Annotated in this window: 23 protein-coding genes and 1 tRNA gene; 8 read left to right on the top strand and 16 right to left on the bottom strand. The window is 64.4% G+C overall.

The window, feature by feature from the left end; genetic code table 11:
• Positions 1–25: 25 nt before the first annotated feature.
• Together JQ621_RS29225 and JQ621_RS29230 are read left to right on the top strand one after the other, a co-directional pair.
• On the top strand, positions 26–433 hold the full coding sequence (locus JQ621_RS29225; protein ID WP_212240055.1) for a F0F1 ATP synthase subunit epsilon: 408 nt from the start codon (positions 26–28) through the stop codon (positions 431–433).
• A 162-nt stretch (positions 434–595) separates the two neighbouring features.
• The gene (locus JQ621_RS29230; protein ID WP_212240057.1) at positions 596–2,233 is read left to right on the top strand and encodes an adenylate/guanylate cyclase domain-containing protein; all 1,638 of its coding nucleotides are present in this window, start codon (positions 596–598) and stop codon (positions 2,231–2,233) included.
• A gap of 79 nt (positions 2,234–2,312) precedes the next feature.
• Here JQ621_RS29230 and JQ621_RS29235 read toward each other — a convergent pair whose 3' ends face one another.
• The 9 genes from JQ621_RS29235 to JQ621_RS29275 form a co-directional block, all read right to left on the bottom strand.
• A complete protein-coding gene (locus JQ621_RS29235; protein ID WP_212240059.1) occupies positions 2,313–2,813 on the bottom strand; it encodes an RNA pyrophosphohydrolase in 501 nt (166 codons plus the stop codon).
• Between the two features lie 63 nt (positions 2,814–2,876).
• Entirely contained in the window at positions 2,877–3,383 is a 507-nt protein-coding gene (locus tag JQ621_RS29240) for an RNA pyrophosphohydrolase (RefSeq protein ID WP_212240061.1), read from the bottom strand.
• Between the two features lie 69 nt (positions 3,384–3,452).
• Positions 3,453–4,670, bottom strand: a complete 1,218-nt coding sequence (locus JQ621_RS29245) for a divergent polysaccharide deacetylase family protein (protein ID WP_212240063.1) — start codon at positions 4,668–4,670, stop codon at positions 3,453–3,455.
• A gap of 168 nt (positions 4,671–4,838) precedes the next feature.
• Positions 4,839–6,200, bottom strand: coding sequence for a S41 family peptidase (locus tag JQ621_RS29250; protein WP_212240071.1), 1,362 nt, complete (start codon positions 6,198–6,200; stop codon positions 4,839–4,841).
• On the bottom strand, positions 6,197–7,573 hold the full coding sequence (locus JQ621_RS29255; protein ID WP_212240079.1) for a murein hydrolase activator EnvC family protein: 1,377 nt from the start codon (positions 7,571–7,573) through the stop codon (positions 6,197–6,199). Before JQ621_RS29255 ends, JQ621_RS29250 begins: the two co-directional genes overlap by 4 nt.
• A gap of 44 nt (positions 7,574–7,617) precedes the next feature.
• Positions 7,618–8,100, bottom strand: a complete 483-nt coding sequence (gene rlmH / locus JQ621_RS29260; RefSeq protein WP_212240081.1) for a 23S rRNA (pseudouridine(1915)-N(3))-methyltransferase RlmH — start codon at positions 8,098–8,100, stop codon at positions 7,618–7,620.
• Between the two features lie 105 nt (positions 8,101–8,205).
• A complete protein-coding gene (rsfS, locus tag JQ621_RS29265; protein WP_212240083.1) occupies positions 8,206–8,562 on the bottom strand; it encodes a ribosome silencing factor in 357 nt (118 codons plus the stop codon).
• Positions 8,563–8,775: 213 nt separating this feature from the next.
• The gene (locus JQ621_RS29270; RefSeq protein WP_212240084.1) at positions 8,776–9,420 is read right to left on the bottom strand and encodes a nicotinate-nucleotide adenylyltransferase; all 645 of its coding nucleotides are present in this window, start codon (positions 9,418–9,420) and stop codon (positions 8,776–8,778) included.
• Between the two features lie 23 nt (positions 9,421–9,443).
• Positions 9,444–10,739, bottom strand: coding sequence for a glutamate-5-semialdehyde dehydrogenase (locus JQ621_RS29275; protein ID WP_212240085.1), 1,296 nt, complete (start codon positions 10,737–10,739; stop codon positions 9,444–9,446).
• A gap of 192 nt (positions 10,740–10,931) precedes the next feature.
• Here JQ621_RS29275 and JQ621_RS29280 point away from each other — a divergent pair, with 192 nt between their 5' ends.
• The gene (locus tag JQ621_RS29280; RefSeq protein WP_212240086.1) at positions 10,932–11,210 is read left to right on the top strand and encodes a type II toxin-antitoxin system ParD family antitoxin; all 279 of its coding nucleotides are present in this window, start codon (positions 10,932–10,934) and stop codon (positions 11,208–11,210) included.
• Positions 11,200–11,496 (top strand): type II toxin-antitoxin system RelE/ParE family toxin, encoded by a 297-nt coding sequence (locus JQ621_RS29285; RefSeq protein WP_212240087.1) that lies wholly within the window; start codon positions 11,200–11,202, stop codon positions 11,494–11,496. The genes JQ621_RS29280 and JQ621_RS29285 overlap by 11 nt, the downstream gene beginning before the upstream one ends.
• Positions 11,497–11,514: 18 nt before the next feature.
• Here the strand turns inward: JQ621_RS29285 and proB are convergent, their stop codons facing one another.
• The gene (proB, locus tag JQ621_RS29290) at positions 11,515–12,636 is read right to left on the bottom strand and encodes a glutamate 5-kinase (protein ID WP_212240088.1); all 1,122 of its coding nucleotides are present in this window, start codon (positions 12,634–12,636) and stop codon (positions 11,515–11,517) included.
• A gap of 201 nt (positions 12,637–12,837) precedes the next feature.
• On the opposite strand from proB, the gene JQ621_RS29295 reads away from it, so the two are divergent.
• Positions 12,838–13,803: a Bug family tripartite tricarboxylate transporter substrate binding protein gene (locus tag JQ621_RS29295; protein WP_212240089.1), complete on the top strand. Its 966-nt coding sequence runs from the start codon at positions 12,838–12,840 to the stop codon at positions 13,801–13,803.
• A gap of 128 nt (positions 13,804–13,931) precedes the next feature.
• Here JQ621_RS29295 and JQ621_RS29300 read toward each other — a convergent pair whose 3' ends face one another.
• The 3 genes from JQ621_RS29300 to JQ621_RS29310 all read right to left on the bottom strand — a co-directional run bounded on the left by JQ621_RS29300 (position 13,932) and on the right by JQ621_RS29310 (position 17,410).
• A complete protein-coding gene (locus JQ621_RS29300; RefSeq protein WP_212240091.1) occupies positions 13,932–15,566 on the bottom strand; it encodes an alkaline phosphatase family protein in 1,635 nt (544 codons plus the stop codon).
• A gap of 236 nt (positions 15,567–15,802) precedes the next feature.
• Positions 15,803–16,843 (bottom strand): GTPase ObgE, encoded by a 1,041-nt coding sequence (obgE, locus tag JQ621_RS29305; RefSeq protein ID WP_212240092.1) that lies wholly within the window; start codon positions 16,841–16,843, stop codon positions 15,803–15,805.
• An 84-nt stretch (positions 16,844–16,927) separates the two neighbouring features.
• Positions 16,928–17,410: a MaoC family dehydratase gene (locus JQ621_RS29310; RefSeq protein ID WP_212240093.1), complete on the bottom strand. Its 483-nt coding sequence runs from the start codon at positions 17,408–17,410 to the stop codon at positions 16,928–16,930.
• Between the two features lie 119 nt (positions 17,411–17,529).
• On the opposite strand from JQ621_RS29310, the gene JQ621_RS29315 reads away from it, so the two are divergent.
• Entirely contained in the window at positions 17,530–18,444 is a 915-nt protein-coding gene (locus JQ621_RS29315) for a DMT family transporter (protein WP_212240094.1), read from the top strand.
• 144 nt (positions 18,445–18,588) lie between these two features.
• On the opposite strand, the gene JQ621_RS29320 is transcribed toward JQ621_RS29315, so the two are convergent.
• From JQ621_RS29320 to rplU, 3 genes are all read right to left on the bottom strand, one after another.
• Entirely contained in the window at positions 18,589–19,182 is a 594-nt protein-coding gene (locus tag JQ621_RS29320; protein WP_212240095.1) for a GNAT family N-acetyltransferase, read from the bottom strand.
• Positions 19,183–19,335: 153 nt separating this feature from the next.
• Complete coding sequence (rpmA, locus tag JQ621_RS29325) at positions 19,336–19,605, bottom strand: 50S ribosomal protein L27 (RefSeq protein WP_212240096.1); 270 nt, start codon at positions 19,603–19,605, stop codon at positions 19,336–19,338.
• Between the two features lie 99 nt (positions 19,606–19,704).
• The gene (rplU, locus tag JQ621_RS29330) at positions 19,705–20,085 is read right to left on the bottom strand and encodes a 50S ribosomal protein L21 (protein WP_212240097.1); all 381 of its coding nucleotides are present in this window, start codon (positions 20,083–20,085) and stop codon (positions 19,705–19,707) included.
• A 350-nt stretch (positions 20,086–20,435) separates the two neighbouring features.
• Here rplU and JQ621_RS29335 point away from each other — a divergent pair, with 350 nt between their 5' ends.
• Together JQ621_RS29335 and JQ621_RS29340 are read left to right on the top strand one after the other, a co-directional pair.
• The gene (locus JQ621_RS29335; protein ID WP_212240099.1) at positions 20,436–21,608 is read left to right on the top strand and encodes an ROK family protein; all 1,173 of its coding nucleotides are present in this window, start codon (positions 20,436–20,438) and stop codon (positions 21,606–21,608) included.
• A gap of 732 nt (positions 21,609–22,340) precedes the next feature.
• Positions 22,341–22,430, top strand: a tRNA-Ser gene (locus JQ621_RS29340).
• Positions 22,431–22,517: the final 87 nt, after the last annotated feature.

Raw genomic sequence — 22,517 nt, forward strand, 5'->3', positions numbered from 1 at the left:
ACTCACCATTCGCAAGGCGTTCCCCATGGCCACCTTCCACTTCGATCTCGTTTCTCCGGAAAAGCTCGCCTTCTCGGGCGAAGTCGACCAGGTCGACATTCCCGGCGTCGAGGGTGATTTCGGCGTGCTGGCCGGTCATGCGCCGGTCGTGGCCGCGATCCGCCCGGGCATTCTCACCATCACCACCGCTGGCAAGCACGAAAAGGTCATCGTGCTCGGAGGTCTCGCCGAAGTCTCCGAAAAGGGCCTGACCGTGCTGGCCGACGTTGCGACCTCGCTGGACGAACTCGACCGGGCCCAGTTCGCCGAGACCATCTCGGAGATGGAAGAGGGCCTGAAGGAAAAGGAAGGCGACGAGCTGGACAACGCGATTGCGCGGCTCGACCACTACAAGAGCATCCAGCAGCAGGTCTCCTCGACGGCGATGCACTAATCGCCGCATCGCGCTTGCGATCGCGTTGCGCACCGTGGCTCTTCTCAAAAACTGCAATGAATTCAGCGCTCGTCACCACCGTGGCGGGCGCTGAAACTTTGTTGCACCGCGCCGGAGATAGCGGCATTCTGCGGCCGCAAAAAGTTCCAGGGCAGGTCGCAGATGAAGCGCAAGATCGCGGCGATTTTCGCGGCCGATATTGCCGGTTATTCGAGGCTCGTTGCGGAAGACGAGGAAGAGACGCTGCGGCGCCTGGCCTCCTATCGTCTGGTCATTGACGATTTCATCGCCAAGGCCAGCGGGCGCATCTTCAACACCGCCGGTGACGCCGTGCTCGCCGAGTTCCCGAGCGCGGTGGAAGCGGTGCGCTGCGCGATCGACATCCAGGAGAGCCTCCGAACCCGCAACATGGCCTATCCGCCGAGCCGGCAGATGTCGTTCCGCATCGGCATCACCATCGGCGATGTGGTCGAGCGCGATGGCGATCTGCTGGGTGACGGCGTCAACATCGCAGCAAGGCTCGAAGGCCTCGCCGAGGTCGGCGGCATCTGCGTCTCCCGTGCCGTGCACGAGCAGGTCGCCAACAAGCTGTCGGTGCAGTTCGCCGACATCGGCGCGCAGGAGGTCAAGAACATCCCGACGCCGGTGCACGCCTACATGGTGGCGATGCGGCGCGAGGACGGGACCTACGCCACGCCGCAGGTGAAGAAAGTTGCCAAGGCATCGCCCGCGCCGAACTGGATGTGGCCGCTGGTGGTCGGCGTCGTCTCCATCGTCGCGATCGGCGTCGGCGGCTTCCTCTATTTCACCAAGCTCGAGCTGGCGCCCGGCGCAAAGCAAATCGCCTCGGATGCGACGGCCTCCCCGGTACCGTCGCCTTCCTCGGCACCGCCGCCCGCCGTCACCGCGAGCCCGTCGCCGAGCCCAACGCAATCCGCGAGCGCGCCGCCCGCGCCACTCCCCGGCCCAGGCGGCGAAAAACTGGTTGCGAACGCCGTGCCGTTCGTCGGCGAGCGGGTCCATGCGGCTCTCGAGAAGGAATATCTTGCGGCGGCGGACTACAAGGCCTTTGCCCTGAACGTCAACGGCAACAATGCCTATGTCGCTGGGCAGACCAGCGAGGATGCCGCCAGGAACGCCGCGTTGGAGCAGTGCCAGAAGCGTGCAGACGCCGTGCAATCGCCGCGTCGCTGCGAGGTGTATGCCGTCGGCAATATCGTGGTCTACGCGCATGGCAAACCGCCGATGCCGCCGACACCATGGGTTCGTCGCGATTCCACGACGGAGCGGCCGTTTGTCGCCAAGGACATGCCGATGGTGCGCGATCAGGGTAAGGGACGGCTGGAAGGCGGGTATCTTTCGAGCCGGAAGTCCCGTTCGATCGCGCTCGGACCGGGAGGACAATTCATCTTCAATGTCGCGAGCGACTCGGTCGAGGAATCGACGCGCCGTTCGCTGGAGTCCTGCGGCGCCCTGGCCGGAGTTGCCTGCATGGTCGTTGCGGTCGACGATGTCTTCGTCGTGCCGGTGCCGATGCTGATGAAGGCGACTGGATTCTTCAAGGCCGCGAGTAATTCATCCATCGTCGCAACCGAGCGCGACGAGGTGGCGCGCCAGCTTGCCGATGCTGCTTCTGGCTGGAATGCCGTGGCGGTGGGGACCGCGGGCCGCGCAGGCATCGCGGTGAAGGCTGCTTCCGAGCAGAGCGCCGTCAATGACGCTCTCGGCAATTGCGCCAAGCGCGACAGCGATTGCCACGTGATCGCGATCGGTCCGTTCACGGTGGGGCCGGCGAATTAGCGCGGCACTCAGATTTCCGACGAAAACTCTCTCATCATTTCAGCCCCCTCCCTACTGTGCATGGGGTTGTTTTCACGGCCTACCCGGCAAAGGACGCAAACTGCTCCGCCACCGCGCGATAGACCTCGCGGCGGAACGGCACCACGAGGTCGGCGACGCGGTCGAGGCGCTCCCACCGCCATGCATCGAACTCCGCGGGCTGGCCGTTGCGCGGCGTCAGCGGGTCGATCTCGTCATCTCTGCCCGTGAAGCGCAACGCGAACCATTTCTGGCGCTGGCCGCGAAATTTCGCGAGCCGATGCGTCTGCGGTCCGTCATAGGGCGGGAATTCGTAGGTGAGCCAGTCGGTCTCGCCGAGATAACAGGCGCTTCTGACGTTGGTCTCTTCCCACAGCTCGCGCATGGCGGCATCGCGCAGGTTCTCACCCTCGTCGACGCCGCCTTGCGGCATCTGCCAGTCGAGTCCGGGCAGGATGATCTCGGGGCCGTCGCCCTTGAAGCGATGCCCGATCAGCACGCGGCCGTCGGCATTGAACAGCGCGATGCCGACATTGGGACGGTAGGGTTTTTCGTTGGTCACGCGGAATCCCTCATTGCCAGCCCGAGCGATGCCTTAGCACCGAACCCCGGGTGACAATTTGAATTAGTCATGCGCAAGCGCGGAAAATTCCTTCACCACGCGCTCATAGACCGGGCGCTTGAACGGGATGATCAGTGAGGGGAGATTCTTCATCGGTTCCCAGCGCCAGCTGACGAACTCGGCCTTGTGGCCGCCGCCGCCGGGCTTCTCGACATTGATCTCGCTGTCCTTGCCGGTGAAGCGCACCGCGAACCATTTCTGCCGCTGTCCGCGGTAGCGGCCCTTCCAGGCGCGGCCCGCAACAGTGCGCGGGATGTCGTAGATCAGCCAGTCCGGCACCTCGCCGAGCCGTTCGATCGAACGCACGCTGGTCTCTTCATAGAGCTCGCGCTTGGCGGCGTCCCAATTGTCCTCGCCGGGATCGACGCCGCCCTGCGGCATCTGCCAGACATGGCTGTCGTCGACATGCTCGATCCCGCCGGCGCGCCGGCCGATGAACACCAGGCCCTTCGTGTTGATCAGCATCACCCCGACGCAGGTTCGGTAGGGCAGATCCTCATAACGCGCCATTCCGCCAAACCCCTCGCGTACTGACGGTCCACTCCCGGGCGCGCGCCCGTGGCGGACCAATTCGTTGATTTAGCTGGATTTTGATTTCAGCATCGCGGTTGTCAATGGCACCAATAGGATACCCCGGTCGCTCAAGGTCTTGATCCAGGCGCTGATCCGTTCGATCGAGACCGGCAGCGCCGAGGCGGTGCCGATGGCGACACCGCGCTCCCGTGCGGTCGATTCCAGCTTGTTCAGGGCGCGGTCGATCTCGGTCGGGGTCGGCACCGCATCCAGCGCGATATCCCCCTTGCCGAAAGGTACGGCGAAGCTCCCGGCCGCCTGGGCTGCGATGCTGCGGGGCGAGGAGCCGTCGTCGAAGAAGCCGAGCCCGCGCTTGGACGCCTCGCGGATGATGGGCTGCATCGCGGCATCCGTCGCGATGAAGCGGGCACCCATGAAATTGGCAAGGCCGGCATAACCCTGCATCCGGCTGAGGTGCCAATAGAGGCGGTCTGCGTTCTGGTCGGGGGTAAGCGAGGTCAGCAGCGTCTGCGGGCCAGGGTCGTTGTCCGGGAAGTCGTAGGGCTCCATCGGGATCTGCAGGAAGATCTCGTGGCGCTGGGCGCGGGCGCGCTCTGCGAGCTTGCCGGGGTCGGCGCCATAGGGCGTGAAAGCCAGCGTTATCGCGCCCGGCAGCTTCATGATCGCTTCGGTGGTCTTGGCAGCGCCGACGCCGAGGCCGCCGATCACGATCGCGACCACAGGCATTTTGGCTGCCTTGGCCCGGTCGGCTTCGGCTGCGTAGACGTTGAACGGCTTGAGGTCGCCTGACATCGCGGGGATCATGCCGTAGCGGGACTTCTCCAGCAGTTTTGGATCGATTCCGGCCATGACCGCCGGTGCTGCGGACGCTTCGCCCTTGTCGGCGGCCTCGCCCGCGCCAATCAGCACGTCGCGGCGCTCACCGGTCGAACCGTCGATCATGGTGACGGTCTTGTGCTCGCCGGAGACCGCCTGTTTCGGCGTCTCCTTGGTCGCATGCTTGCCCTCTTGAGCCTGCTCCTCGCCGTGGCCGGCGGCAGGCTTCTCATCGGTGGCTTTGGGATCGCGAATCGCGATCCGCGTCATCGGCTCGCCGCCGAGCGGGTCCTTGTTGAAAATGGCAAAGCCGGCGAAGGCGACCAGGAACAGGCCGAGCATGACCGCCAGCGCCTGCGTGGCGGTGAACGGCAGCCGCAGCCGCCGCTTCCGGCGCGGCTTGTCCTGTCCGAGCGGGGCGCTCAGATCATCGGCCGTTTCAGTCATGCGAGATCCCGAATCACTCGAACCGACGATACCACGGCGCGGTCAAGCGGCGGCAGGCCGGGATAGGCCGGGGACGCCAGGAGTTCCCAAGCAAAAAGGGCGGCTCCTGGAGCCGCCCTTTTCGTTTGATCGGATGGTGCGCTTGGTTCGCCGCCTTAGTTTGCCGCCTTAGTTTGCGGCCTTGGGCTTGTCCGCGGGCGCCGCCTTGTTGTCGCTGCCGGGCGTCGGCGCTGCGGAGGCGCTGTTCTTGATGCCGTGGAGCAGGTCATCGGCCATCTTGAGCGCCTTGTCGTCCTTGGCGTCCGGCGGGACGTAGGACTGCGAACCGGTCTTCTCGTCGCCGTCGTTCTTGAGATGGCCGCGCAGCGAAGCTTCGCCCTTGGTGTCGGTGCGCGACTTCAGCTCGTCCGGCACGTCCTGCAGCACTTCGATATCGGGCACGATGCCCTTGGCCTGGATCGACTTGCCCGACGGCGTGTAGTAGCGCGCCGTGGTGAGGCGCAGCGCGCCGTTGCCCGAGCCAAGCGGGATGATGGTCTGAACCGAGCCCTTGCCGAACGAGCGCGTGCCGACGATGGTCGCGCGCTTGTGATCCTGCAGCGCGCCGGCGACGATTTCCGACGCGGAGGCCGAACCGCCGTTGACGAGCACGATGACCGGCTTGCCCTTGGTGAGGTCGCCCGCATGCGCGGTGCGGCGCTGGGTTTCCTCGGCGTTGCGGCCGCGGGTCGAGACGATCTCGCCCTTCTCCAGGAACGAGTCGGACACGGTGACGGCTTCCTCGAGCAGGCCGCCCGGATTGTTGCGGAGGTCGATGATGTAGCCCTTGAGCTTGTCGCCGATCTGGGTCGAGAGGTTGGCGACCTCCTTCTTCAGGCCTTCGGTGGTCTGCTCGTTGAAGGTCGTGATGCGGATATAGGCGATGTCGTCGGCCTCGACGCGCGCGCGCACCGAGCGGACGCGGATGTTGTCGCGCACCAGGGTGACGTCGATCGGATTGTCCTGGCCCTTGCGAATGATCTTGAGCTTGATCTTGGTGTTGACCGGGCCGCGCATCTTCTCGACCGCCTGGTTCAGGGTCAGGCCCTGCACCGCTTCGTCGTCGAGATTGGTGATGATGTCGTTGGCCATGACGCCGGCGCGCGACGCGGGCGTGTCGTCGATCGGCGAGACCACCTTGATCAGGCCGTCTTCCATCGTGACCTCGATGCCGAGACCGCCGAACTCGCCGCGGGTCTGAACCTGCATGTCGCGGAAGCTCTTGGCATCCATGTAGCTCGAATGCGGGTCGAGGCCGGAGAGCATGCCGCTGATGGCGGATTCGATCAGCTTGGTGTCGTCGGGCTTCTCGACATAGTCGGAGCGCACGCGCTCGAAGACATCACCGAACAGATTGAGCTGGCGATAGGTGTCGGCGGTCGCGGCTCGCGCGCTGGAGCCCATGAACACCGCGCGCGGCTGGGTCACGAACAGCGTCAGCGCTGCGCCGGTGGCCGCGCTGAGGAGGATAACTGAAGTCTTGCGCATCATCCGCGAACCTTCTCGCCTTCATTTGCGGCCCACCATGGGCCTGGATCGATTGGAGTGCCGTCTTTGCGGAACTCGACATACAGCACAGGTTGGCTCGCGTTGGTCGCGAGAATGGAGGCGACTTGAGATGTCGACCCCATGGTCGCGACCGGTTCCCCCGTGAGCACAAACTGTCCGATGTTTACCGAAATGCGCTCCATCCCGGCGATCAGGACATGATACCCGCCACCGGCATTGAGGATCAAGAGTTGTCCATAGCTGCGGAAGGGGCCGGCATAGACCACCCAGCCGTCGCACGGCGTCGTGACCTGGGAGCCGGGCTTGGTTGCCAGCGAAATGCCCTTCTGGACCCCGCCGACGCCGTCGGAACCGCCAAAGTCCCTGATCTTGTTACCGTTAACCGGCAAGGGCAGGAGCCCCTTGGCCGACGCGAACAGGATCGCCGGGCTGGTCCGGGAACGATCCTTGAAGACGGCGGGGCCCGGTTTGACATTGGCGGCCGCGCCGGCCGCCGCCTCCTTGGCTGTTTTGGCCTCCTGAGCCGCGGCCTGCTTTGCGGCCTCGGCGGCCTTCTCAGCCGCCTTGGCGGCGCTTTGCAGGTCCTGCTCCATCTTGGCGATCAGCCCCTGGAGGTCGCCGACCTGCCGCGACAACGCGATGGCGCGCGAATTCTCGGCGTCGAGGTCCTTCTCTCGCGAGGCCTGCTGGCGCTGCCGTTCGTCGACCAAAGCGGCGAGCCGGGCCTGGTCGTTGCGGATCTTGTCACGGTCGGAGGCGAGCTGGTCGCGTTCGCTCGCGATGCTCTTGCGCAAGGCCACGAGATCGCCGAGCTCGGCAGCGATCTTCTCGGCGCGGCCGCGCAAATCGGGCACGACGGCGCCGAGCAGCATCGCAGTCCGCAGCGATTGCAGCGCATCTTCGGGCCGCACCAGCAGGGCCGGCGGCGTGCGCCGTCCGGCGCGCTGCAGGGCCGCCAGAACCTCGACGATGTCGGCGCGGCGCGAATCGAGCGAGGCACGCATCTCCTGCTCGCGGCCGTTCAGCGTCTTCAGCCTCGCCTCGGCCTCGTCGATCTTGGTCTCCACAGTGCGGACATTGGCGGCAGTGTCGATCAATTGCTGATTGAGCTGGGTGCGGTCCTGCCCGAGTGAGAAGATCTCGGCTTTGAGCTTGGCCTGCGCTTCTTCCGCGCTTTTCTTGCTGGCGCGCGCAGCCTCGAGTTCCTGCTCGCGCTGCTTGATGGCGTCGGGCGAGATCGCCGCGGTCTGTGGCGCCGGTGCCGCCGTCTGGGCTTGCGCGAGGCTTTCCTCAGCGAACAGGCTTGCGCCGGCGCAGCTTGCAATCAGCAGCAGATTGAGAATCGGCGCTCGCATCTGTTGGGCCAGTTTCTTGCGCAAGGTGCTCGTTGTGGCGCGATTCACGCGCGATGATAGGGATGGCCGGCCAAAATGGTGGCGGCCCGGTACAGCTGTTCCAGAAGCATGACGCGGACCATTTGATGCGGCCAGGTCGCTGAGCCGAACGCGATCGCGAGCTTGGCCTTACGGCGCAATTCGGGCGAAAGTCCGTCCGCCCCTCCGATCACGAAGATAGTATGACCGGCGCCCTCGTCGCGCCAGCGGCCGAGATTCCGTGCGAATACGGTGGAATCGAGATTCTGGCCGCGCTCGTCCATCGCCACCAGAATCGATTTTTCGGGAATGTGCGCGGAGATCGCCGCAGCCTCTTCGGACATGCGTGTCGCTGTGTCGCGCGCGCGGCTCTCGGGGATTTCATGGATGACGAGCTCGCGGAATCCGAGCTTGCGGCCGGCCTCGTCGAACCGCTCGAAATAGCGGTCGGCAAGCTCCCGTTCGGGGCCCTGCTTCAGCCGGCCCACCGCAATGACAGCAACACGCATGAGGTTTCGGGGTCGCGTTTCCAGATCGCGCGCATTGTGCGCGCGCACGACGCTAGCATGCGCGTCGGCCGATTCGAAATCGGCCAGCAGCCTTCAAGGACGCGGTTAGATCGCCTTCGCCGCCCCTGGGCCCTGCGTGTACAATCTCTCGAGATTGTAGAACTCACGGACCTCGGGTCTGAACACGTGCACGATCACATCGCCGGAATCGATCAGCACCCAGTCGCAATTGGGCAAGCCCTCGACGTGGATGTTCTTGATGCCGTTTTCCCTGAGGCCCTTGGCAACGTTCTCCGCGATCGCGCCGACGTGCCGGTTCACACGGCCCGTGGTGACGATCATGTAGTCGGAGTATGCCGATTTGCCGCGAAGGTCGATGGTGACCGTCTCTTCCGCCTTCATGTCCTCGAGGCGGGAGAGGATCAGGTTCAGCGTCTTGTCGGCGTCGGGTTGCGCCATCAAGGCCGCAGCTTGGGTCGATGTTTTACGCGCCGGTTTCGTAGCCTTGGGTAAAACAGACTTTGTCGAAGCTGACTTGGACAATACAGACGTGGCCAGGGACCATTCCTTTCACTGTATCGCGAAGACCGAATCCGGCCCTCGCTGGTTACACTACATCATGTGGGGTTAAGGGTTTCAATATGCCAGAGAGCCCGTAAATCCCCACACTCCGTCTCACTTCGTACCTTTCCAGCTCCCGTCCGGGTTCCGTAAGCCGGTCGAGGAGAGGCTCAGTTTCATGCCGGTCAGGAAGACCCAGGCCGGCGCCGGCTGATCCGCAAGCAAGGCTGCCTTGTTCTCCGGCAGGCGATAGCGCGCCAGCGCCTGGGCGGCGGGCGAGGCAAGGGCTCGAAAACTCTGCGGCGGGCGATCGATGACCGCCATCGGCACCTGCTCGGCGATCCGCCGCCAGTGCTGCCAACGATGGAATTGAGCGAGGTTGTCGGCGCCCATAATCCAGACAAAGCGCAAGCCACTGAGACGGCGGCGCAAGGTGTTGATCGTGTCGATAGTATAGCGGGTACGAATGACGGATTCGAGACAGCTCACCTCGATCCGGGAATCGTTGGCAACGTCGCGCGCCGCCTGCATGCGCTCGCCAAGCTCATGCAGTGTACCGTTCTCCTTGAGTGGATTGCCCGGCGTCACCAGCCACCAAACGCGATCGAGCTGGAGTCGCTTCAAAGCGAACTGGCTGATCGCGCGATGGGCCTGGTGCGGCGGGTTGAACGAGCCACCGAGCAGGCCGATGCGCATGCCTTCGGTATAGGGCGGGATGGCCTGCGCGAAGAATCGTGGCGCGACGAAATTGCTGCTCAATGCCCCACGCCTCGCGCCATGCCTTACGGCCGCGTCTGCCCCGTGCCGTGAACGCGATATTTGAAGCTGGTCAGCTGCTCGGCGCCAACAGGACCACGGGCGTGGAAGCGGCCGGTCGCAATCCCGATCTCGGCGCCGAAGCCGAACTCGCCGCCATCGGCGAATTGCGTCGAGGCGTTGTGAAGCACGATCGCGGAATCGACTTCGCTGAGGAAACGCTTCGCCACGGCCTTATCCTCGCTCACGATCGCATCGGTGTGCTGCGAGCCGTGGGCCTGGATGTGCGCGATCGCGCCGTCGACGCCGTCCACCACCTTCGCCGCGATGATCGCGTCGAGATATTCGGTGTCCCAATCGTCTTCGCTGGCAGCTTTTACGCGCGCATCAGTTCCTTGCACGACCTCGTCGCCGCGCACTTCGCAGCCGGCGTCGAGCAGCATCTCGACCAGCGGCTTCAGATTTTTTCCCGCCGCGGCGCGATCGACCAGCAGCGTCTCGGCTGCTCCGCAGACGCCGGTGCGCCGCATCTTGGCGTTGAGCACGATCGACTTCGCCATGGCGAGGTCGGCGCTACCGTCGACATAGACGTGGTTGACGCCTTCGAGATGCGCGAACACGGGCACGCGGGCTTCCTGCTCGACGCGTGCGACGAGGCTCTTGCCGCCGCGCGGCACGATCACGTCAATCGAGCCGTTCAAGCCTGACAGCATCATGCCGACGGCCGCACGGTCGCGCGTGGGCACCAGCGTGATGGCGGCCTCGGGCAGGCCGGCTTCGCGCAGGCCCCGCACCAGGCAGTCATGAATCGCACGACAGGAGCGGAAACTGTCCGAGCCGCCGCGCAGGATCACGGCATTGCCTGATTTCAGGCAGAGCACGCCGGCATCCGCCGCAACGTTCGGCCTGCTCTCGAAAATCACGCCGACGACGCCGAGCGGCACGCGCACGCGCTCGATGGTCATGCCGTTCGGACGCTGCCAGCTCTCGGTGACGACCCCGACGGGATCGGCGATGCCACGCACGACGGCGATGCCTTCGGCCATCGACTCAACGCGCGCCGGCGTCAGCGTCAGGCGGTCGATGAACGAGGCGATCATGTTGCTGGAGGCGCGGGCCTCGGCGACATCTTCGGCATTGGCGGCGAGAATGGCGGCCGCGTTGGCGCGGATCGCGCGCTCCATGGCTTCCAGCGCCCGGTTCTTCTGCTCCGGCGGCGCCAGCGCCAGCACGCGCGCGGCGGCGCGGGCTTTGGCTGCGAGATCGGACATCAGCGCCGCAAGATCGGCATTGCCGTCAACGGCTTTCAGGGGGGCGGCCATGGAAGTTCAACCTTCTGCTAAGGCAGCGTCCTAGCACGGAAATCCCGCATTTGCGAAGGGCGGGGCGGGTATGGCAGGGGCCCGATTGGCGCTGCGAGGTCGGCCAATGGCCTGGTTGTGTCGAAGCCCGACAAATCCTTGCGGGCGGCCCAAATATCAATAAATATCATTATTTGATAGTGGAGCCTTCCCATGGCGAGCAGCTACAGCATTGGCAAACATTTCGAGGACTTGATCGACAATCTGGTCGAGAGCGGCCGTTACGCCACCGCGAGCGAGGTGATGCGCGAAGGCCTTCGCCTGGTCGAGGAGCGCGAAGAGCAGCGTCAGGCCAAGCTGCAGGCGCTACGGGAGGAAATTCAAAAGGGCTTTGACAGTGGGCCGATGGAGGAGGTCGATGTCCAGGAGTGGATGAGCGACATCAAGGCGCGGGGACGGCAGCGACTGGCCGCGCGTAAACGTGGCGAATAGATTCCGCAAGGCTCCACAAGCCGACCAAGATATCGATTCGATCTGGGACTTCATCGCGGCGGACAGCGTTCGGGCTGCGGACAAGCAGATCGGGCGTATCGGCGAAATTTTTGAGATGTTGATGGAGAACCCGCTGGCGGGACGAGAGAGGCGGGAATTGCGCGCGGGCTTGCGCAGCTTTCCGGTTGGAAACTACGTCATCTTTTATTTGCCGTTGCCCGATGGCGTGGAAATCATCCGAGTTATGCACGGCCGACATGATGTCGATCCCGACGACATGCGGTAGCAGGGTGCTTTCCTCCCTCTACCCGCCCACCACCAGATCGTCGCGGTGGATCATCTCGGACCGCCCGCTGATGCCCAGAATGGTCATCACCTCTGGGGAGGAGCGGCCCTTGATCCGCTCGGCGACCTCGGCGTCGTAGGCGATCAGGCCGCGGCCGACCTCGCTGGTATCGGGACCGCGCACGATCACGGCGTCGCCGCGGGCGAACTGGCCCTCGACCTTGATGACGCCGGCCGGCAGCAGGCTGGCGCCGGCGCGCAGCGCGGTCACCGCACCGGCATCGATCGTCAGTGTCCCCTTCGGCTCCAGCGTGCCGGCAATCCAGCGCTTGCGCGAGGTGATGGGATTGGCGGGAGTCAGGAACCAGGTGCAGCGGCCGCCATTGGCGATCGCCTGCAACGGGTGTTCGATCTTGCCTGATGCAATCAGCATGTGCGTGCCGCCTGTCGTGGCGATCTTGGCCGCCTCGACCTTGGTGCGCATGCCGCCGCGCGACAGCTCGGATTCGGCGTCGCCCGCAACCGCCTCGATCTCCGAGGAGATGCTCTCGACCACCGGGATCAGTTTAGCGTTCGGATTGTTCTTCGGCGGGGCGTCGTAAAGGCCGTCGATGTCGGAGAGCAGCACCAGGAGATCGGCGCTCGCCATGGTGGCGACGCGCGCGGCGAGGCGGTCATTGTCGCCGTAACGGATCTCGTTGGTCGCGACCGTATCGTTCTCGTTGATGACAGGGATCGCGCGCCACTCCAGCAGCTTGCCGATGGTGGATCGCGCATTGAGATAGCGGCGCCGTTCCTCGGTATCCCCCGGCGTCACCAGGATCTGTCCGGCGCCGATGCCATGAGCCCCAAGGACCTCCGACCAGATCCGTGCCAGTTCGATCTGTCCGACGGCAGCGGCCGCCTGGCTTTCCTCCAGCTTCAGCGGACCGCGCGGCAGCTTGAGCCTGCTACGACCGAGCGCGATCGAGCCGGAGGAGACGACCAGGACGTCGCGTCCCTGCGCGTGCAGCTTGGCCATGTCGTCGGCGAGCGCGGCGAGCCAGGATGCGCGCACCTCGCCCTTGTCGGAATCGACCAGCAGCGCGGAGCCGACCTTGACGACGATGCGGCGGAATTGACTGAGTTCGGGACTGGCCATGGCGCTGACGGGACGAGATTGTTCTGAAAAGGGCGGAGCGACGGGCGCGCCGGTTGAGGTCTGCTTTTGCAGCAGGACGATGGCCGGCGCAAGGCGGGCGGACAAGGCGGGCGGATTGGTGAACGGCGAAGGTCGGTCTTGTCTTGCCCGCTGGCCCGGTTCTAATGCCGCCAACCAACAACGGGCTGGATGAGGAAACGAATGGATCGCCGTAAATTCATGGCTGGATGTCTCGGTTGGCCGCTGCTGGCGCAAATTGGCGATGCGCACGCGCAGGCTGGCCTCACAAAGATCATCTTTCCTTTCGCGGCGGGGGCGGGCGGCGACACGCTGTGCCGGCTGATCGCGCAGGAGATGGCTCCGGTGCTGCAGCGGACCATCGTGGTCGAGAACCGCACCGGCGGCGACGGCCTGATCGGCATCAAATCTGTGAAGGGCGCCAGCCCCGACGGCAGCATGGTGCTGGTGACGACGGGGCCGACCATGTACCTGCTGCCGATGGTGGAGACGACGCCGAGCTTCGACACGGCGAAGGATTTCATGCCGGTGTCGCTGCTCGCACGGTTCGAGTTCGCGTTGGTGGTTGGCCGGGCCATGGACGTCGCCGATTTCAAGGGCTTCGTCGCCTGGCTGAAGGCACATCCCGACAAGACGTCGTTCGGGGTACCGAGCAACGGCACGGTCCCGCATTTCATGGGCTCCAGGCTCGAGAAGGATCTCGGCATTCCCCTGACGCGCGTGCCCTATCGCGGCAGCGCGCCGATCCTCAACGACATCATCGGCGGCCACATCTCGTTCGGGATCACGACACTGGCCGATGCGCTGCCGCAGCATCGCGCCAAGGGCGTGACCATCATTGCGGTCTCGAGCGCGGACCGTTCGCCGTTCGCGCCTGAAGTGCCGACACTGAAGGAGAGCGGCATCGATCTCGTCGCGGATGCCTGGTACGGCATGTGGCTTCCCGCCGGCAGCCCGCCGGACTTCGCGAGCAAGTTGGGTGCCGCGGCGAGCGCCGCGCTGGCCAAGCCCGAGGTGAAGGAGAAGCTCACGGCGATCGGGCTCATTCCGGTCGGCAGCGATGCTGGTGGATTGTCAAAGGAACTCGCCGCGAACACGGCGTTCTGGCAGCCGATCGTAAGGGCGACGGGGTACAAGATCGAAAATTAGACGTCGGAAGCACGACACACGCGGTCGTCATGGCCGGGCTTGTCCGGCCCATCAACGCGTATCCGCGATTGGGGTAAGACGTGGATGCCCGGGACAAGCCCGGGCATGAGGAAGCTGTGCTCTCCTACTTACATCTTCGCGCGCTGTGCGATCCCGTCCTTGATGGCGGCCAGCTCCTTCTCGTCCCAGATGCCGATCAGGATACCGCCCTTTACCTGCAACTGGTTGTCCGCATAGTTCGCGATCTTTTCGAGCGGCGTGGTGATGTGGCTGCTTGGATGCAGCGCCCAGTCGAACAGCTCGGCCTTGAGCCGCGCGATGACGTCCGCGCATTCGGGATCATCGCCGCGATCGACGTACTCGTCCGGATCGGTTTCGAGGTCGTACAGCATCGGGCGGAAGCCTGATGCATGAATGTATTTCCAGCGGCCGTCGAACACCATGAACAGGCGGCAACGCTCGATCGGCTGGTTCAGCTTCAGGCGCACGTCCTGCATGGCATAATCGTATTCTGAGAACGCCACCTTGCGCCAATCGCTCGGCGTCGGCCCCCGCAGCAGCGGCAGCAGCGAGCGCCCTTCGAGGATGTGGCCGGGCACCTTGCCGCCGAAATAATCGACGAAGGTCGGCGCCAGATCGATGCCTTCCACCAGCGCGTCGCTGCGCGTGCCGCGCGTGGCGTCAGCTTCTTTCGACGGATCGATGATGATCAGCGGGATCTTCGCCGATTGTTCGTGGAACAGATCCTTCTCGCCCATCCAGTGATCGCCGAGATAGTCGCCATGATCGGAGGTGAACACGATCATGGTGGTGTCCAAGAGGCCGCGTTCCTCCAGGAACGTCATCAGTACGCCCATCTGATCGTCGATCTGGGTGATCAGGCCCATATAGGTCGGGATCACCTTCTCCCGCGCTTCGTCGCGCGCCATGTTGCGGGAGTAGCGCATGTCCATATAGGCGCCGAACACCGGATGCGGATTTTGCCGCTCGCGCATCGAGCGGATCACCGGGATCATGTCATCGGTCGAATACATGCTGGCATAGGGTTCGGGCGCCATGTAGGGCCAGTGCGGCTTGATGTAGGACAGATGCAGGCACCATGGCCGACCGTCGGTCTCGGCCTCGCGGATGAAGTCCATCGCGCGCCGCGTCATGTAGGGGGTCTCGGAATGCTCGTCCGGCACGCGGGCGGCCTTGTCGGCATGGACCAGCAGCCAGCCGTTCTGCAAGGAGCCGTCATCGGCCGCTCCCGAATTGGCCCAGTGCTCCCAGGGGTTGGTGGCTTCAAAACCCTGCTGGCGCAGATACTCATCGTATTTCGGGCGTGGGCGACCCGTCGGATGCAGGCCGTCGTCGCGCTCATAGGGCTCGAAGCCGCACTCTGCGACATGCACGCCAATCATCGACTCAGGCGGGATGCCGAGCGCCTTCATGCCTTCGAGATCGGGTGCCATGTGGGTCTTGCCGACCAGCACGTTGCGCACGCCGATCTTCTTCAGGTGATCGCCGAGCGTGGGCTCGCCGACGCGCAGCGGCCAGCCGTTCCAGTGCGAGCCGTGCGAGCGCATGTAGCGGCCGGTGTAGAACGACATCCGCGACGGGCCGCAGATCGGCGATTGCACATAGGCCTTCGAGAACAGCACGCCGCGCGTGGCCATGGCGTCGATGTTCGGCGTCTTCAGCGTGGGATGGCCGGTGCAGCCGAGATAATCATAGCGAAGCTGGTCGCACATGATCCAGAGAACGTTCCTTGCGCGCGCCATGCGTCATCCCTGCCGTTTCTTGATTTGTTGATGCTGCGCTATCGAGGGCGAGAAGACAAGTCGCGGTCAGTGATGCGTGTGCGAGCAGCAACACACTCCAATGTCGTCCCGGCGAAGGCCGGGACCCATACTCCTCAGAAGAGGTTATGGCGCGAGACGACAATGACGAGTCTTCGCCAAATCGAGTTCGGTGGTTATGGGTCCCGGCCTTCGCCGGGACGACATCGGGGGATAGTCTACGCCGACCACGGCTCCGCTTCGGCCGCGCTCTTGGCCTTGGCGGAGACCGGGGCCTCGCCGATCACGTCGACGAGCGCGCGCAGCGCTTCCTTGACGCCCTCGCCCGTGATGCCGGACATCAAGAGCGGCGTCTTCTTCGCGGCGCGCTTGAGCCGGTCCTTCTGCTTCTTCAGCTCGTCCGGGTCGACCGCGTCGATCTTGTTCAGCGCGACGATCTCGATCTTGTCGGTGAGCATGCCGCCATAGGCGTCGAGCTCGTTGCGCACGGTCTTGTAGGCCTTGCCGGCGTGTTCGCAGGTGGCGTCGATCAGATGCAGCAGCACGCGGCAGCGCTCGACATGGCCGAGGAAGCGGTCGCCGAGGCCGGTGCCTTCATGCGCGCCCTCGATCAGGCCGGGAATGTCGGCGAGCACGAATTCGCGGCCGTCGGAATTCACGACGCCGAGCTGCGGATGCAGCGTGGTGAAGGGATAGTCGGCGATCTTCGGCTTGGCCGCGCTGACCTTGGACAGGAACGTCGACTTGCCGGCGTTGGGCATGCCGATCAGGCCGGCGTCGGCGATCAGCTTCAGCCGCAGCCAGATCCAGCGCTCTTCGCCGGGCTGGCCGGGATTGGCGTTGCGCGGCGCGCGGTTGGTCGAGGTCTTGAAATGCGCGTTGCCGAAGCCGCCATTGCCGCCTTCGGCGAGCACGAACTTTTCGCCGACATTGGTGAAGTCGTGGATCAGCGTCTCGCGATCCTCATCGAAGATCTGCGTGCCCAGCGGGACCTTCAGCACGATGTTCTTGCCGTTGGCGCCGTGGCGGTCCGAGCCGGAGCCGTTCTCGCCCTTCTGGGCCTTGAAGTGCTGCTGGTAGCGATAGTCGATCAGCGTGTTGAGGCCGTCGGCGACCTCGATGATGACATTGCCGCCGCGGCCGCCATTGCCCCCGGAGGGACCGCCGAACTCGATGAACTTCTCGCGGCGGAACGCCACGCAGCCGTTCCCGCCGTCACCGGAGCGGATATAGACCTTTGCTTCGTCGAGGAATTTCATGGGCCATAGGTAGGCCAGCCTGACACCCGCGGCAACCCGGATTGGCCGCAAATCGGCGGTCATTCCGCGAATTTGGCCCCGTGCTTAACCGGCCGGCCGTCGCCGGATCAGGAATTTCTGCATGCCTTCCAGCACCAGCTCCTTGCGCTGGTTGTAGATGGTGCTTTTGAGCGTCACCGTGCCGGTGGTGCGGCCCGGCACCAACTCGATGACTTCGAGGGCCGGATAGATCGTGTCGTCGGCATAGACAGGCTTGAGGAACCGGCTCGACTGCTCGAGGAAGCCGACCAGGGAGTCCTCGACCATGAACGGAAACAGGCCGGCGCCGGGCGCGGTGTGGATCAGCGTCTGGAAGCCGTGCGCGAGCAGATGCGGCATGCCGCGGCTGCGGCAATATTCCACATCGTAATGCACCGGATGGGTGTCGCCGCTCGCGGTCTGGAAGGCCGCGAACACCGCCGAGGTCTGGGTGCGGCTCGGCAGCACGAAGCGCTCGCCGACCACGAAATCCTCAAACCAGCGTTGCGCCGATATCATGCGATGCCGGGCCGGGTCGAAGTCGGTCATATCGATCCTCTGTGTTCGCGGGCCGCCCATCGCTACCGCGCCGCGAAGAGTGCGACAATCCGTTCAATTCGGCTTGCGCGGGCTTGCCGCGGCAGCCTGCTTCATTAAAACGGCGCTCAATGCCCTTCTTCAAGAATCTCTCCGCCTATGACGACCGCTCGGCGCGCCTCGCCGGCATCGCGCTCATGGTGCTGTCGATCTTCATGTTCTCGTTCGGCGACGCCATGGGCAAGTTCCTGGTCGGCACCTATTCGGTCGGGCAGCTGCTGTTCCTGCGCGCCTGCGCGGCGCTGCTGCTGCTCTCGCCGATGATCTGGCGGCAGCGTCACCAGTTCCTGCAGCTGGAGCGGCCGCTTCTGCAGCTGTTTCGCGTCGTGCTGTCGACGCTGGAGGTCGCGGCATTCTTTCTCGCGACGGTCTATCTGCCGCTCGCGGACGTGATCACCTACTATCTCGCCGGTCCGATTTTCGTGACTGCGATGTCGGCGGTCTTTCTGGGCGAGAAGGTCGGCTGGCGGCGCTGGACGGCGATCCTGGTCGGCTTCTGCGGCGTGCTGATCGCGCTGCGGCCGTCGGCGCAGACGGTGAGCCTGCCGGCGCTGATCGCGCTTGGCGGCAGTCTGTCCTTCGCAACCCTGATGCTGATCACCCGCAGCCTGCGCAAGACGCCCGATATCGTGATGGCATCATCGCAATTCATCGGCACGTTTTCGCTGGGTGCCGTGCTGTCGGCATTCCACTGGGTGCCGCCGACCCCGCGCAGTCTCGTGTTCTTCGCGCTGGCCGGATGCATCTCGGTGACGGCGCTGTTCTGCGTCAACCGCTCGCTCAAGCTTGCACCCGCGAGCGTGGTCGTGCCCTACCAATATTCGATGATCGTCTGGGCCGTGATCTTCGGCTTCGTCGTGTTCGGCGACGTGCCGCAGGTCGCAACCCTCGTCGGCGCCGCGATCATCATCGGCGCCGGGTTCTATATCTACTTGCGTGAGCGCGATTTGGGACGTGCGAGCGAAGAGGTGACACCGCCGGTGTAGCCGCGCCGTCGTCCCGGCGAAGGCCGGGACCCATACCCACAGGGAGTAGGTTTGCGAAGACTCAGAGTGGGAGCCTTCGCGCCACGAGCATTCGTGGTTATGGGTCCCGGCCTTCGCCGGGACGACACGCGGTGAAAGTTGGACCTACCTCATCCGTCTTGCGCTGCTCCAGCTCTTCAGCGACGACCACACGCCGCGCGACAACCGAAAGCAGTCCACCGGCGTGGACGAGCCCAGCGCCAGGAAGCGGTGCAGCTGCACGCCGCTCCACTGGAAGCCGCACTTCTCCAGCACGTTGCGCGACGCCGGATTGGTGACGCGTGCGCCCGCATGGAGATGGTCGTCCTCGAATTCCTCGAAGAAGAAGTCGATGGCGCCGCGTGCGGCCTCGGTGGCGAAGCCCCGGCCCCAATGCTCGACGCCGAGCCAGTAGCCGAGTTCGGCATTGTCAGGCGTGGAGCGGTCGATGCCGACCATGCCGACCGGCCCGCTGTCGTGCTCGATCAGGAACACGGTCTCGGCACCGCGCGCCGCGGTGGCGCGGATGAAGGCGACGGCGTCGTCCTGCGAATAGGGATGAGGGAGGCGGCGGGTGTTTTCCGCGACACGGCGGTCATTGGCGAGGCGGGCGATGGCCTTGACGTCGGCCAGCGTCGGCCGCCGCAAGGTCAGCCGCTCGGTGGCGACGACGCTCGGTCTCGCCTCGGCCAGGGTCACGCCTGAGAAGTCCTGCAACATGTCCGGCTCCGCTAGAAGTCACTAAGTGAAAAGTGAACGCGACAAACGAAAAGGGAGGCCGGTTTCCCTGCCTCCCCTGGAGCCTTGATCTTTCGATCTTTAGGACTCCGCCGGTTCGGTCAAGGACCCGGCGGACTCCAAATGATCCACCGTCTATTCAGCAGCCTCTGCGAGCGGGAGTACCGCTACGAAGGTGCGTCCGTTGGCTTTGGCCTGGAACTCGACATGACCCTCGATCTTGGCGAACAGAGTGTGGTCCGTGCCCATGCCGACATTAAGGCCGGGATGCCAGGTGGTGCCGCGCTGACGCGCAATGATGTTGCCGGGAATCACGCGTTCCCCGCCGAACACCTTGATGCCAAGGCGCTTGCCCTTTGAATCGCGACCGTTGCGCGATGAACCGCCTGCTTTTTTGTGAGCCATGGCTCGTCTCCGAAATCCTGCGTATCTCTAGATCAATTCCCTGACGGAATCATTTCACGATTTCTCACGCATCAATTCCTGGGAATTGACGCGATCAAATCATGCGGCGGCTGCTTCTTCCTTCACGACCTTTTCCCGCTTCGGACGCGGGCCCTTGGTGGGCTTCGCATTGTCCGTCAGGATCTCGCTGACGCGCACGACCGTGATCTCGTCGCGGTAGCCACGCTTGCGGCGCGAATTCTTGCGGCGGCGCTTCTTGAAGGCGATGACCTTCGGCCCGCGCTTGTGGTCGAGCACCTCGACGGCCACCGACGCGCCGGCCACATTGGGCAGGCCCAGCACCGGCGTGTCGCCGCCGACCAGGAGGACTTCGCTCAGCTGCACGATCGTGCCGACTTCGCCTTCGATCTTGCCAATTTCCAGGACATCATCCGGAACGACGCGGTACTGCCGGCCACCGGTTTTGATGACTGCGAACATCGTTGTTTTCCTTCGTGTTCAATCCCGGCCTCACGACTGTCACGTCAGGGGCCGGCTTTTTGTCAGTCGCTATGGGTTTATGCGCGTTTTGTGCGGGCAAGGACTATCCCTTTGAAAAGAGCTATCCCTTTGAAAACCCACGCAAAAACAAGCGGCGCGAGATCAGCCCCGCGCCGGTTGAGCGGACTTATAGCCGCATGGGGCGAAGAGTCAAGGATATCAGCCCAAAACAGCCCCGATTTGAAGCATTTGGGCCATGTCTGGCCTTAAGCGGAATCTCGGCCCGCGTTGCAACCAACGGGTTCCCGCGCGGTTAGTCCGCCGCAACATTTTCGCGGGCAGGGCTTCTCATGGCAACGGACGAGTTGGTCAAAACCACGGGCATCGCTCATCACGGCGCCGAGCGGCTGCCGTCGGTGGATGTCGACAGCTTCAACATCGAGATCAAGGACGAGGACGGCTTCCTTGGCGACCGCGCCAGCAAGGGCGCCTTCCGCGAGATTCTCGACCGCTGGCGCAAGCCGCTGCGCAAATCGGGCGAGGATCCGTTCGGCAAGGAGCCGTCGGAGAACATCAGCAAGAAGACCCTGGATTCGATCCTGGTCAGCGACGACGTCGAGGCCTCGGCTGTCGTGCACAGCGCCATCGAGGAGTTCGCCCAGGAGCTTGCCTACGTCACGCGACGTTTCCTGAAGACGAAGGCCTGGGCCAAGACCGAACGCATCGTGGTCGGCGGCGGCTTTCGCGACTCCCGGCTCGGGGAGCTCGCGATCGCGCGCACCCAGATCATCCTCAAGGCGGAGGACTTCAGGATCGACATGGTTCCGATCCGCCACGACCCCGATGAGGCCGGCCTGATCGGCGCGCTGCATCTGGCGCCATCCTGGATTTTCGAGGCCCATGACAGCATCCTCGCGGTCGATATCGGCGGCACCAACATCCGCTGCGGCGTCGTGGTGACGAACTGGAAGAAGGCGAAGGATCTGTCGAAGGCGTCGATCTGGAAATCCGAGCTGTGGCGTCATGCCGACGACGAGCCGACGCGCGAAGGCGCGGTGAAGCGGCTCGTCAAGATGCTGAAAGGGCTGATCACGGAGGCCGAGACCGAGGGCCTCAAGCTCGCGCCCTTCATCGGCATCGCCTGTCCCGGCGTGATCAACGCGGACGGGTCGATCGAGAAGGGCGCGCAGAATCTGCCGGGCAATTGGGAGAGCAGCAAGTTCAACCTGCCGGCGAGCCTGATCGAGGGCATCCCCGTCATCGGCGAGCACGACACCGCGATCCTGATGCACAATGACGGCGTGGTTCAGGGCCTGTCCGAGGTGCCGTTCATGCAGGATGTCGACCGCTGGGGCGTGCTCACCATCGGCACCGGCCTTGGCAATGCGCGCTTCACCAACCGCCACAAGGACAGCGGCAAGGACTCTGCGGACAACGGCAAGGACAAGAAAAAGGGCAAGGACAGCAGCAAGGACAGCAGCAAGGACAGCAACAAGGAAGCCGGCAAGTCCGACAAGGAGTAACCTTGACCGGTTAGGTTAAGGACCGGATTGCGTTGCGACGCGGCGGATGCCCGCTAGGGTCGAGACGTCGTCTCACGCAGGCCTGCGAAGCCGCCCTTCCTGGCCGGCATTTCGATGAGCGGCACGGGACCGCCAGTGTTTACCGCGTCTGGCGGTCCCACCCCGTTTTTTCTTGCTTCGCCTCTCCCGCTTGCGGGAGAGGCCGACGCGCCCCGGGCGATGCGCAGCATCGTCCCGCGCGCGGCGGGTGAGGGTTCTCACCTCTTGGGGATTGCCCCCGTTACGGGCTCCTCAGGATGAGGACCAAGTGCCCGGCAGCCGTCTCGGCGCGCACCGATGCCGATGAGCCTCATCCTGAGGAGACCGCGAAAGCGGTCGTCTCGAAGGACGAGGCGCGCGCGCAAGGCTGCCCAAAGGGTCATACGCGATTGCTAGGGGCCCCTCAGCCTTGTCGCTGCCGCCAAACTCCGCAGATCGGGCGCGACATCAGCGAATCGCCCGGCCGCCCCAGACATCACCGGCTCCCAGGTCAGCCATAACTCCGGCCAATGCAGCAAAAGCCGCGGTTGTCCGCCTCCGGCGCGGACCACATGCCCGTTCCGAACAGGCCCCAGGCTGGTGCGTGGCTGAAACAGGCAGCGGATTTTCCCCTTTCGCGCCTTGTCTGGCCCGCCATCCTCGCCTATTAACGCCCCCAACCACAGGGGCCCAGCTCCTACCATGGCGCCTTCAGGAGAGGTGGCAGAGTGGTTGAATGCACCGCACTCGAAATGCGGCATAGGTGCAAGCCTATCGGGGGTTCGAATCCCTCCCTCTCCGCCATAGCGACGATTTGTCGTTTATCCATTTTGCCCATGGCTCATCTGCAGCCTTCAACCTACAGTATGGTAGGCGGCCCACATGCGCTCG

It is taken from the genome of Bradyrhizobium manausense (genome assembly GCF_018129685.1).
In the GTDB taxonomy this organism is placed as follows: Bacteria; Pseudomonadota; Alphaproteobacteria; order Rhizobiales; family Xanthobacteraceae; genus Bradyrhizobium; species Bradyrhizobium manausense_D.